This is a genomic window from Rhizobium sp. YS-1r (assembly GCF_000757525.1).
Lineage (GTDB): Bacteria > Pseudomonadota > Alphaproteobacteria > Rhizobiales > Rhizobiaceae > Neorhizobium > Neorhizobium petrolearium.
Genome location: NZ_JPYQ01000047.1, coordinates 130,400 through 142,415, shown reverse-complemented (window position 1 = coordinate 142,415; position 12,016 = coordinate 130,400). Strand labels below are relative to the sequence as shown.

Below are 12,016 nucleotides of genomic sequence, written 5' to 3'. Positions count from 1 at the left end.
CAGATCATGAAATTGAAAGCGAGCTTTGCGCTCATCGCCGCCGCAGGCCTGACCGCCTGCATGTCCTCTCCTCCGCCGCGCCAAGCTCCTCCGCCCCGGCCCCAGGGCGTCGAGGGAAGCTGGTCCGATCCGAACGGCATCGTCTCCACCTTCCAGGGAGGCACGTTCAACACCCGCTCCAGCGACAGCAATACGCTTCTGGCCTCCGGCACCTACGTCAATCTCTCGCCGACGCTGGTCGAGATCAATATGACCTCGCTCGTGAGAAAGACGCAGTCACGCGTCAATTGCTCGCTCGTGAGCCCCAACCAGCTCAACTGCACGCAGGATAGCGGCGCCCAGTTCTCCCTTATGCGGCGAAGCTGATCACGGTCTTTCGGGATCTATTTTACAAACCCCGCTTCGGCGGGGTTTTCTTGTTTTGCGCGGGAAGCAGCGCGCATGCACGGCTGTCACATTTCCCTTGAAACGGCATCCTCTTGATGAAAACATGTGCCGCAGAACGATTGTCACGGTGGGACAGTAGAACAATCGGCGCGAGGCGGCCAAAAGCCGATCGATCAAACAGGAGAGAGATCAGATGATGAAGACATTGAGGTTCGGGCTGATGACCGTTTCGGTTTTGGCCCTTTCAACCGGCGCGGCGCTCGCCGATTTCGAGCTCAATATCCTGCACATCAACGACTTCCATTCGCGCATCGAGGCCGTCAACAAATATGACTCCACCTGCTCGGCGGAAGAAGAAGGCAAGAATGAATGCTTCGGCGGCGCGGCCCGCCTGCTGACCGCGATCAACCAGACGCGTGACGCTCTGAAGGCCGAGAACAAGAACGTCCTCCTGTTGAATGCCGGCGACAATTTTCAGGGCTCCCTCTTCTACACGACCTACAAGGGCGCGGTGGAAGCCGAAGTGCTGAACGCCATGAAATTCGACGCCATGACCGTCGGCAACCACGAGTTCGACGACAGCGACGACGTGCTGGCGACTTTTCTTGACAAGGTCCAGTTTCCGGTCGTGACCGCCAATGTCGTCCCAAGCGCCGCCGCCAAGATCGGTGACCGCATCAAGCCCTTCATCATCCTCGATGTCGGTGGACAGAAGATCGGCATCGTCGGCGCCGTCACCAATGAAACACCGGAAATCGCCAATCCCGGTCCGAACATCACGATCGCCGACGACGTCGCCAAGATCACCGAGGCCGTCCAGGCCGTGAAGGCCCAGGGCGTCGACAAGATCATCGCGCTCACCCATGTCGGCTATCCGCGCGACCTTGCGGCGATCGCCAAGATCCAGGATGTCGACGTTGTCGTCGGTGGTCATACCCACACGCTTCTCTCCAACACCGTCAAGGGCGCGGAAGGCCCCTACCCGACCTGGTCCGACAACCCCGGCGGGTACAAGGTTCCGGTCGTCCAGGCTTTCCAGTACAGTCGCTATCTCGGCGACCTGAAGGTCGTCTTCGATGACAACGGCGTCGTCAAGGAAGCAAGCGGCGAGCCCGTCCCGGTTGATGCCAAGTTCCAGCCCGACCAGGCCATGGTCGCGCGCATCGACGAATTGAAAGCCCCAATCGAGGAAACCAAGAAGAAGATCGTCGGCAGTGCCGAAGCCGCAATCGACGGCGACCGCCGCAATTGCCGTGCGAAGGAATGCTCGATGGGCAATCTGCTTGCCGATGCGCAGCTTGACCGCGTCAAGGGCCAGGGGATCACCATATCCATTCAGAACGGTGGCGGCCTGCGAGCTTCGATCGATGCCGGCGAGGTGACAATGGGTGAAGTGCTGACTGTGCTGCCCTTCCAGAACACCATCGCCACTTTCCAGATCAAGGGCTCGGACATCATCGCCGCGCTGGAAAATGGCGTCAGCCAGATCGATGATGGCGCCGGCCGCTTCCCGCAGGTCGCCGGTCTGAAATTCTCCTTCGACAAGTCGAAACCGGCCGGCAGCCGGGTGAGCGACGTGCAGGTCAAGGAGGGAGACGCATTCGCGCCGATCGATCCGGCGAAGACTTATGGCGTCGTCACCAACAACTTCGTCCGCGCCGGCGGCGACGGCTACAAGATCTTCGCGACCAGCGCCGTGAACCCCTACGATTTCGGCCCGAACCTGGAGCAGGCGGTGGCGGATTACCTCGCGGCCAACAATCCCTACAAGCCCTATACGGACGGCCGTATCACCGATCTCACTCCGGCGGGCTACACGCCGCCGCCGAAGCCAGCCCCGGCCGCTCCGCCGGCCCCTTCGGCTGCAGCTCCCGCGGCGCCGGCACCAGCCGCCCCCGCTCTGTCGCAGACGGCAGCCGCTCCGGCAACCCCGGCCCCCGCCGCGCCGCAGCCGGCCGGCCCGACCAAATACATTGTCGTGAAGGGCGATTCGCTCTGGAAAATCGCCGAGGCTCATTACGGCAACGGCGAGGAATGGACGAAGATCGCCGAGGCGAATTCGCTTAGCAATCCGAATATCATCCATGTCGGCGCCGAGCTCGAACTTCCGGCGAAGTGAGCTCTCGGCCTAAACTGGACAATTTGTCTCTTGTCAAAAATGCCGGTCCGGGCTTTCCCGGACCGGTATTTCTTTCTAAGTAAACCGCAATGCCGAAGTGCCTCGTCGCCGCTTGAGAAGCTTAGCCTTGGAAGGGTCCGCATGATTTCTCCATCCGCCTCCATGCCTCCCGATCATCCGAAAGTGACTTTCGGCAAGGTCGGCGTGCTGCTTGTCAATCTGGGCACTCCGGACGGCACGGATTACTGGCCGATGCGGCGTTATCTCGCAGAGTTTCTGTCCGACCGGCGGGTGATCGAATGGTCCAGGCTTTACTGGTATCCGATCCTCTACGGCATTGTCCTGAACAAGCGGCCGCAGAAGGTCGGCAAGGCCTATGAGGTGATCTGGAACAAGGATCTGAACGAAAGCTTCCTGCGCACCTATACCCGCAATCAGTCGGATCTGATGAGCGAGCGGCTGAAGGATCTGCCGAACGTCGTGGTCGATTGGGCGATGCGTTACGGCAAGCCCTCGATCGCCGAACGCATCGATGCGCTGAAGGACAAGGGCTGCGAGAAGATCGTACTTTTCCCGCTTTATCCGCAATATGCCGCCTCCACCACCGCAACCGTCAACGACAAGGCTTTCGAGCACCTGATGAAACTGCGCTGGCAGCCGGCGATCCGCACGGTGCCGCCCTATCACGACGATCCGACCTATATCGAAGCGCTCGCCAACTCTGTACGGCAGACCTATGCGACGCTCGACTGGGAACCGGAAGTGCTGATCGCCTCGTTCCACGGCATTCCGCAATCCTATTTCAAGGCTGGCGACCCCTACCATTGTCATTGCCAAAAGACGGGCCGGCTGCTGCGAGAGGCACTCGGCCTGACCGAGAAGAACTTCATGCTCACCTTCCAGTCCCGCTTCGGGCCGGAGGAATGGTTGCAGCCCTATACGGACAAGACGGTCGAGAAACTGGCAAGCGAAGGTGTGAAGCGGATCGCTGTCATCAATCCTGGTTTCGTCTCCGACTGCCTGGAGACGCTGGAAGAGATCGCCGGCGAGGCCGCCGAAACCTTCCTGCATCACGGCGGCGAGAAATTCGTGCACATTCCCTGCCTCAACGACAGCGAGGGTGGCATGACGGTGCTCGAAAAGGTCGTGCGCCGCGAACTCCAGGGCTGGGTTTAGCGCCTCACCGAATTTCGTCAGCCCTAAAGCCTTCGGTCGCCGCCTTCCAGAAATCCGGGTCCTCGTACTCCGTCGGATCGGTGATATTGGCCAGATGGAAGGCTTCCCGCCGCTCGACGCAGGTGCCGCAGCGGCCGCAATGGCGCGTCCCGCCCTTGTAGCAGGACCAGGTCTCGGCGAACGGCGTGCCGTGAAGCGCGCCGTCGGTGACGATATCCGCCTTCGAGCCGTTGACGTAAGGGGCGAGCAGCCTGACCGAGGCGTAACCGTCCAGCGCATGGTCCTGCATGGTCTGGAAGGCGTCGATGAAACCCGGCCGGCAATCCGGATAGATGAAATGATCGCCCCCGTGCACGGCGATCGCCACGGCTTCAGCGCCTCTTGCGGCGGCCACCCCGAATGCGACGGCGAGCATGATGGCGTTGCGGTTCGGCACGACCGTGATTCGCATCGTCTCCTCGGCATAATGCCCGTCCGGCACGTCGACATCGTCGGTCAGCGCGGAGCCTGAAAGCTGGCTTCCGATCGACCGCATGTCGATGATCTGGTGAAAGACGCCGAGCCGCCGGGCGCAGGCGGCGGCAAATTCCAGTTCCTTGCGGTGCCGCTGGCCGTAGTCGAAGGAGATGAGGCCGAGAAGCTCCTGCTCCGCCGCGACCCTATGAGCGAGGGAAACGGAATCCAGTCCGCCGGAGCAGACGACGATGGTTTTCATGATCAGGTATCCTTGTTTTGACCGGGTAGGCTGCGACCGGTATTCAATTGTCCTCTCTAGAACGGCCGGATGCGCTTGTGAACAGCATTCCCGTTGAATAGGATCACGCCGTTCGAGAAAGCGGCAGGGGGTTGTTATGCTGTTGGGTGGCTTCGATATCGTCGTGATCGCACTGGTTATTCTGGTCATCCTGGTCCTGTTTGCCGGGATCAAGACCGTGCCGCAGGGCTATCGCTATACGGTGGAGCGCTTCGGCCGCTACACCCGCACGCTCGAACCGGGCCTCAACCTCATCACGCCGTTCATCGAACGCGTCGGCGCGCGCATGAACGTCATGGAACAGGTGCTAGACGTCCCGACCCAGGAAGTCATCACCAAGGACAATGCAAGCGTTTCGGCCGATGCCGTCGCTTTCTACCAGGTGCTCAACCCGGCCCAGGCCGCCTACCAGATCACCGATCTCAAGAACGCCATCCAGAACCTCACCATGACCAATATCCGTTCGGTCATGGGCTCGATGGATCTCGACGAGCTGCTGTCGAACCGTGAAGTCATCAACGAGCGGCTCTTGCGCGTCGTCGACGAGGCCGTCGGTCCCTGGGGCATCAAGGTCACGCGCGTCGAGATCAAGGACATCCAGCCGCCGGCCGATCTCGTTGAATCCATGGGACGGCAGATGAAGGCGGAGCGCGAGAAGCGCGCCCAGATCCTCGAAGCCGAAGGCGCCCGCAATGCCCAGATCCTGCGCGCCGAAGGCGCCAAGCAGGCGGCGGTGCTGAAAGCCGAGGGCGAGCGCGAGGCCGCCTTCCGCGAGGCCGAAGCCCGCGAGCGCCTGGCGGAAGCCGAGGCGAGAGCGACGCAGGTCGTTTCCGAAGCGATTGCCGTCGGCAACGTCCAGGCCATCAACTATTTCGTGGCGCAGAAATACACCGAAGCGCTGGTGGAGATCGGCAAGGCGACGAATGCCAAGATCGTACTGATGCCGCTTGAGGCCTCCTCCATCATCGGCTCGCTCGGCGGCATCGGCGCGATCGCCAGGGACGTCTTCGGCGACGGTCCTGCGCCGGCTGCGCCGCCCCGCCCGCCGATCGCTCCCCGCTCGCCGGCAACTTCGCGCACGACGCCGGCGGTCAATCCGTTCAACCCCACGTCACCTTCCTCGTCCGAGACCTGAAGCGATGATCCATGATTTGGTGAACGGTCTCGGCCCCTGGAGCTGGTGGATTCTCGGCCTCATCCTGCTGGCCGCCGAACTTGCCGCACCGGGCGTATTCCTGATCTGGATCGGCGCTGCGGCGATCGTCGTTGGCGCGCTCTCGCTTTTGCTCTGGGATACGGCGTTTTGGATCTGGCAGGTCCAGTGGCTGCTTTTCGCCGTGCTGTCGGTTGGTCTGGCCCTCGCCGGGCGCCGCTTCTATGCCGGCCGGAGCGAGCCGAGCGACGAGCCTCTCCTGAACCGGCGCGGCGAAAGCCTGATCGGCCGCACAGCCACTCTCCACGAACCGATCACGGAAGGACGCGGCCGCATCCGTCTGGACGATACCTGGTGGCCGATCATGGGGCCCGACCTGCCGGCCGGCACACGCGTGAAGGTGGTGACCGCCAGCGGACGTGACCTGACGGTCGAGGCGGACTGAACTCTTTCCGGAATCAGGCGACGCCGACGCGCAGGAGATCGTGGAAATGCACGATGCCGACGGGCTTGCGCTCCGCGTCGATGACGATGAGCGCGCCGATGCTGTGCTTGTTGAGAAGCGCCATGGCGGCCGTCGCAAGAGTTTCCTTGCCGACCGTCTTCGGGCTCGTTGTCATCACGTCGTCGACCGGCGTCTGGCGGAGGTCGAGGTCCAGGTGGCGGGCGATGTCGCCGTCGGTGACGACGCCGCAAAGGCATCCTTCCTCATCGATCACACCGACGCAGCCGAAACGCTTGCGCGACAGTTCCTGAATGGCGTCGGGCATGGTGACGCCCTTCTTCACCAGTGGAATCCGGTCACCGGTATGCATGAGATCGCTGACATGCGAGAGCATTGCGCCGAGTTTGCCGCCCGGATGATAGACACGGAAATCGGTTGCCGAGAAGCCGCGCGCTTCCAGAAGAGCGACGGCGAGCGCATCACCCATGGCAAGCTGCATCAGCGTCGACGTGGTCGGCGCAAGACCATGCGGACAGGCCTCCTGCTCTTTGGGCAGAAGCAGCACGACATCGGCCTCCCGCGCGAGCGTCGAAACCTCGCCGGCGGTCATCGCGATCAGCGGAACGGAGAAACGCCTGGTGAAGGAGACGATGCCCTGCAATTCTGCGGTCTCGCCGCTCCAGGAGAGAGCCAGCACCACATCCCCTGTGGTAATCATGCCGAGATCGCCGTGATTGGCTTCCACGGGATGGACGAAGAAGGCGGGCGTGCCGGTCGATGCAAGGCTCGCAGCGATCTTCCGGCCGATATGGCCGCTCTTGCCGACACCGGTCACGATGACCCGGCCGTCGATGCCACCGATGATCTCCACTGCATTGCGAAAGCGATCGCCCAGGCCATTCTGGAGGGCATCATCCAGCGCATCAAGCCCTTGTTTTCCAAAGGCAATGGTCCTCAGCGCGGAGTCGACGACATCATGTTCGACGAGTTGCAAAGCTCTCTTGATCATGGTGAAGCCTTAGCGTTTTTTATATTCGAAGTCCATCAACTTTGCACCGCAACGGCGACATTCCCGGCTTGGTGCGGCACCGCAACCAAACGTTAACTACATCGCTTTACGTTTGGGTAAGCATTCCGATCGCCAGGCGGGCCGATGAAGATCATCACGAGAACAGGCAGGACGCGTGAACGGCGCCGGACGGCGGCCGGCTTGCTGTTTGCCTGCTCAGCGCTTGCCACGCCGGCCGTCGCCCAGACCACCAGCCCCTTTCCGCCACAGGGCGGCTCCCTGCAGTCCGTGACGGACGCCACGGCACCGACTTCACAAACTACCCTCGGCGGGGGTACGGGGACCCAGCCGGCCAGCGGCACGGCGGGTGCCGCCGACGATCCGAACCGGGACGACCCGAATGTTGCAACCGGCGCGGTACCCGGCCCCGTTCCGGATGCCGATCAGGAACCGCCTTACGAGGAGGACCTGAACCAGCCCTACGAGCAGCCGCTCGATCCCGGCGCGGAGCCCATCGACGCGCGGGAACAGCCGCGCGAGCCGGGTGATCCGACCGGCATCCGGCTGGGCAGCTTTCTCCTCCGCCCCACGGTCACCAACGGCGTCAACACGGAAATCACCCGTTCCAATGGCAGCGAGCGTCGCCGCGACTACTTCTCGACGGTAATCCGCGGCACCCTCTCCTCCGACTGGTCGCGCCATTCACTGACGGTGACCGGCGAAGGAACCCTTGAGCGCAACTTTCGCGGCGGTGACGAAGGCGAACGGCCAGAAGCCAACATCGATGCGGATCTGCGGCTGGATCTTGCAGACGACACCGTCGCCCATGTCACGGGCGGCTACAGCTTCACCCGCGAGGACGACTACGACCCGAACGCGATCGGCGGTGCCGCGACCCAATCGGGTGTCAACGAATTCACCGGCGGCCTCTCGGTGGAGCGCGATCTCGGTAAAATCCATGGCACCGCCGCACTCGATCTTTCCCGCGCCACCTATACCGACGCCAAACTCTCGGACGGCACCGTCGTGAGCATGAAGGATCGCAACCGCACCGGTATCGACGGCAGGCTGCGGCTTGGCTACGAGCTCTCGCCGGCCCTGATCCCTTATGTCGAAGTGGCGACCGGCCACACATTCTACGACCAGAAGCGCGACAATTCCGGTTACGCCCGCTCCTCGCAGAGCTATGCCGCACGCGCCGGCGTGGAATTCGATTTCGGCGAGAAGTTGCGCGGCGAGATCGGCACCGGCTATGAGTTCGTCGATTACGAGGACAGCCGCCTGAAATCGGTGAACGCGATCACCTTCAACGGCAATGCGATCTGGTCGCCGCAGCGTGGCACCGATGTCAATCTCGGCCTGCGCACAACGGTGCAGGATTCCACCACGCCGGGCCAGAGCGGCTGGGTGGAATATCAGGCAACCGCGGGACTGACGCACGAAATGCGCGATCATCTCGTGGCGCGCCTTACCGGAAGCTCCACCTACCGCGATTTCTCAAGCGGCGGCAGCGACGAGACCGTCTGGGTGGCCGGCGCCGGTCTTACCTGGGCGATCAACCGTTATCTCGACCTGACCGGCGACGTGGAATACGAGCAGGCGGATGGCGGCGGTTCCGATGAACGCATCGTCCGCGCCGGCGTCGGGCTTACCGTCAAGCGGTGATATCCGGCCGGCCGGCGATCCATTCCATGAGCGCGTTCTGGGCATGCAGGAGAAATGCCTTCGCCGGAGTGCTCTGACAGACGGAATGAAGCATGGCATCCGCCGTCACCTCCTGTCCCCGCATGACCGGCGGACAGGGAATGAAGATCGCGTCGGCACGGCAGTCGTCCAGAATCGCCGCCGATATCCGATAATCGGCGAGCGCGCTCTCTTCCGCCCCGCCCGGCCACGAGTCCGTCAGGATAACGTCGGCATCCTCAAGTTCGCGCATATCCTCGCTGACCCGGAAATTTCGGTTGACGAGCGCCGGCTCCCGGATATGCCATCTCTGCGGAAAAACCTGCACCACCTCGATGGGCAGCGAGATCGATGCCTCGACCCACGACCGAAGTATATTGGCGTCCGGTGCGACACCGGCGATCTTCAATCTCTCGATGCCGCCCCGCCTGCTGCTGATATAGGCAAGATCGCCGAGCGTCTCGCAGGGATGGTTCGACCGTGTCCGCGCATTGATCACCGGAGCCTTGGCATTCGCCGCGAGTTCCCGAAGTCCGGCAAGCTCCCGCGTGCGGATGACGATCATGTCGAACCAGTTGTCGAGATAGCCTGCGAGGTCGGCGATCGCCTCCCGTCCGCCAAGGCTCACCGGCGCGTCGATGCAGAAGCCGCCCATCGCCTGGATGCCGAGATCGAAGGCCGTGGTGTTGCGCCAGCCGCCATCATCGACGATGAGCGCGATGCGCTTGCCGGAAAGGCTCCGGGGCATCCGCCCCGCACGCCACGCCTGCGCCAGTTCGCCGGCACGGGCAAGGACCGCCAGGACGATCTCCGCCGGCAGGTCGTGGAATTCGAGAAAATCCGTGTCTGCCTGGACGTCCATGGTCGATATGCATCTCCAAAAAGGGAGAACCCCTTACAGCAGGGCCACAAGGGGTTCTTCCGACATTCCGGCCGCAGGTTCCGGCCTCTCCCGTCCTACTTCAGCGATGCGATAAGCGCCTTGAGCGGCTCCTCGATCGCCGGGCGGATATCGGCGCGCTGCAGGGCAAAAGCGAGGTTCGCCAGGATGAAACCATCCTTGGCGCCGCAGTCATAGGTCTCGCCGGTGAACTTGTAGGCCGAGAACTCCTGGCTCTTCGCGAGCGTCAGCATGCCGTCGGTGAGCTGGATCTCGTTGCCGGCGCCGCGCTCCTGGGTATACAGGATCTTGAAGATTTCCGGCTGCAGGATATAGCGGCCGTTGATGTAGAGATTGGACGGCGCAGTCCCCTTCGGCGGCTTCTCCACCATCTGCGTGATCCTGAACCCGTTGCCGACCGCCTCGCCGACGCCGACGATGCCGTATTTATGCGCCTGGTCCGGATCGCATTCCTGCACGGCGAGCACATTGCCGCCGGTCTTCTCGTAAAGCTCCACCATCCCCCGGAGGCAGCCCTTCTCGGCCGACATGATCATGTCGGGCAGGAGCACCGCGAAGGGCTCGCTGCCGACGATGTCCCGGGCGCACCAGACCGCATGGCCAAGCCCGAGCGGCACCTGCTGGCGCGTGAAGCTTGCCGTGCCCGCCTTCGGCAGAAGGCCGGCGAGCAGTGTCAGCTCGGCATTCTTGTTGCGTTCGCGCAGCATCTGTTCCAGCTCGTACTGGATGTCGAAATAGTCTTCGATAACGGCCTTGCCGCGACCGGTCACGAAAACGAAATGCTCGATGCCCGCTTCCGCCGCCTCGTCCACCACGTACTGAATGACCGGCTTGTCCACCACGGTCAGCATTTCCTTCGGCACCGCTTTGGTCGCGGGCAGGAAGCGCGTGCCCAGACCTGCGACGGGAAACACTGCCTTACGGATCTTCTGTTGTTGTGCCACTCATGCCTCCTGAAAGCACATCATCGTGCGAGTTGTTCGATTCCGGTCCTCTAGCGTCGATTTGCTACCGTTTCGCAAAGACTGCCGCTGGCCGGATTTCCATGGTAAAGAATTTGTTGACCGTATTCTGTTATTACATCGTTAAGCCGCATGCCACTCTCGCCTTCGGGCTTGGTTAAAGGAAGAATGGACACGACTGCCGATGAAGATACTTCGCACCAACCTCTTGCGCGGATTTGTTTTCTCCCTGTGCGCTGGGTTCGCTGTCGCAAGCATGCCGATAGATGCCCAGGCTGACGCCGGTTTCAAGGCTTGGATCACAAAATTCTACCCGACTGCCGCAAAGAGCGGGATTTCCCGTTCCACCTATGAAAGAGCCTTTGCCGGCATTACCGAACCCGACCGGGACGTGCTCGAAAAGGCGCAGTTCCAGCCGGAGTTCAAATCGAAGATCTGGGACTATCTCGATTCCCGCGTCAATCCCTATACCGTGCGCATCGGTCGCGAGATGGCGGCAAGGCATGGCTCCACGCTCAACGCCTTGGAACGGCATTTCGGCGTCGACAAGCACATCCTGCTTGCCATCTGGTCGATGGAATCCAATTACGGCGCCGCGCTGGACAATCCCGAGCGCCTGCACCACATCCCGCAAGCGCTTGCGACCCTTGCATGGGGCGATTCGAGGCGCTCCAATTATGCCCGCAAGCAGCTCGTCGCAGCCTTGAAGATTCTCCAGTCCGGTGATGTCGCACCGAGGCAGCTCACCGGCTCCTGGGCGGGCGCCATGGGTCACACCCAGTTCATTCCGACCAGCTACCTGCTCTACGCCGTCGACGCAGACGGCAACGGCAAGCGCGACATCTGGCATTCGGTGCCGGATGCGCTTGCGACCTCCGCCAACCTGCTCGCCAAGAACGGTTGGCAATCAGGCAAGACCTGGGGTTACGAAACGGCAGTTCCGGCAAGCGGCGCGCGTTACGAAGGCCAGACCAAAACGTTGGCCGAATGGGCGAAGCTTGGTTTCGCCCGTCCGAACGGCAAGGGCTTTCCGCGCGGCGCGGATCGCGCAGAACTGAAGCTCATGGCCGGCACGAATGGCCCGGCCTTCCTGATGCTCAAGAATTTCTTCGTGGTGAAGCGATATAATGCCGCCGACAGCTATGCGCTCGCCGTCGGCCTGCTCGCCGATGAGATCGCCGGTTACGGGGGCATGCAGCAGGCATGGCCGCGTCCGGACGGCACGCTCGACATCAGGCAGAAGTTCGAGCTGCAATCGCGCATGAAGGAGCTCGGCTATTACAACGGCGAGGTCGATGGCAATTTCGGCTCCGGCTCGAAGGCAGCCATTTCCGAGATCCAGAAGCGGCTCGGCATGCAGCAAAGCGGCGAACCCTCACGGCAGCTTCTCGAAGCTTTGCGTTGACAAGCAGGCGTAGTGCTCCACA

11 protein-coding genes are annotated in these 12,016 nt (G+C 62.2%); 7 read left to right on the top strand and 4 right to left on the bottom strand.

Going from position 1 to position 12,016, the window contains the following annotated elements:
• Positions 1 to 6 precede the first annotated feature (6 nt).
• From omp10 to hemH, 3 genes are all read left to right on the top strand, one after another.
• Positions 7 to 366, top strand: a complete 360-nt coding sequence (omp10, locus tag JL39_RS22190) for an outer membrane lipoprotein Omp10 (protein WP_037155972.1) — start codon at positions 7 to 9, stop codon at positions 364 to 366.
• Positions 367 to 580: 214 nt separating this feature from the next.
• On the top strand, positions 581 to 2,506 hold the full coding sequence (locus JL39_RS22185) for a 5'-nucleotidase C-terminal domain-containing protein (protein WP_037155969.1): 1,926 nt from the start codon (positions 581 to 583) through the stop codon (positions 2,504 to 2,506).
• Positions 2,507 to 2,647: 141 nt separating this feature from the next.
• Entirely contained in the window at positions 2,648 to 3,682 is a 1,035-nt protein-coding gene (hemH, locus tag JL39_RS22180) for a ferrochelatase (protein ID WP_037155966.1), read from the top strand.
• Positions 3,683 to 3,686: 4 nt separating this feature from the next.
• Here hemH and queC read toward each other — a convergent pair whose 3' ends face one another.
• Positions 3,687 to 4,397 carry a 7-cyano-7-deazaguanine synthase QueC gene (gene queC, locus JL39_RS22175; RefSeq protein ID WP_037155963.1) on the bottom strand — a complete coding sequence of 237 codons (711 nt, stop codon included), beginning with the start codon at positions 4,395 to 4,397 and terminating at the stop codon, positions 3,687 to 3,689.
• A gap of 136 nt (positions 4,398 to 4,533) precedes the next feature.
• Here queC and JL39_RS22170 point away from each other — a divergent pair, with 136 nt between their 5' ends.
• Both JL39_RS22170 and JL39_RS22165 read left to right on the top strand, forming a co-directional pair.
• Positions 4,534 to 5,571, top strand: coding sequence for an SPFH domain-containing protein (locus JL39_RS22170; protein ID WP_037155960.1), 1,038 nt, complete (start codon positions 4,534 to 4,536; stop codon positions 5,569 to 5,571).
• A 4-nt stretch (positions 5,572 to 5,575) separates the two neighbouring features.
• Positions 5,576 to 6,034, top strand: a complete 459-nt coding sequence (locus tag JL39_RS22165; RefSeq protein WP_037155957.1) for an NfeD family protein — start codon at positions 5,576 to 5,578, stop codon at positions 6,032 to 6,034.
• A gap of 13 nt (positions 6,035 to 6,047) precedes the next feature.
• On the opposite strand, the gene JL39_RS22160 is transcribed toward JL39_RS22165, so the two are convergent.
• A complete protein-coding gene (locus tag JL39_RS22160; protein ID WP_037155954.1) occupies positions 6,048 to 7,043 on the bottom strand; it encodes a KpsF/GutQ family sugar-phosphate isomerase in 996 nt (331 codons plus the stop codon).
• 144 nt (positions 7,044 to 7,187) lie between these two features.
• On the opposite strand from JL39_RS22160, the gene JL39_RS22155 reads away from it, so the two are divergent.
• The gene (locus tag JL39_RS22155; protein WP_052183045.1) at positions 7,188 to 8,708 is read left to right on the top strand and encodes an outer membrane beta-barrel protein; all 1,521 of its coding nucleotides are present in this window, start codon (positions 7,188 to 7,190) and stop codon (positions 8,706 to 8,708) included.
• Here JL39_RS22155 and JL39_RS22150 read toward each other — a convergent pair.
• Positions 8,698 to 9,588, bottom strand: a complete 891-nt coding sequence (locus tag JL39_RS22150; RefSeq protein ID WP_037155952.1) for a hypothetical protein — start codon at positions 9,586 to 9,588, stop codon at positions 8,698 to 8,700. The two genes, JL39_RS22155 and JL39_RS22150, sit on opposite strands and share 11 nt — an antisense overlap.
• 95 nt (positions 9,589 to 9,683) lie before the next feature.
• On the bottom strand, positions 9,684 to 10,571 hold the full coding sequence (gene galU / locus JL39_RS22145) for a UTP--glucose-1-phosphate uridylyltransferase GalU (RefSeq protein ID WP_037155950.1): 888 nt from the start codon (positions 10,569 to 10,571) through the stop codon (positions 9,684 to 9,686).
• A 274-nt stretch (positions 10,572 to 10,845) separates the two neighbouring features.
• On the opposite strand from galU, the gene JL39_RS22140 reads away from it, so the two are divergent.
• On the top strand, positions 10,846 to 11,994 hold the full coding sequence (locus tag JL39_RS22140; RefSeq protein WP_244446943.1) for a lytic murein transglycosylase: 1,149 nt from the start codon (positions 10,846 to 10,848) through the stop codon (positions 11,992 to 11,994).
• Positions 11,995 to 12,016: the final 22 nt, after the last annotated feature.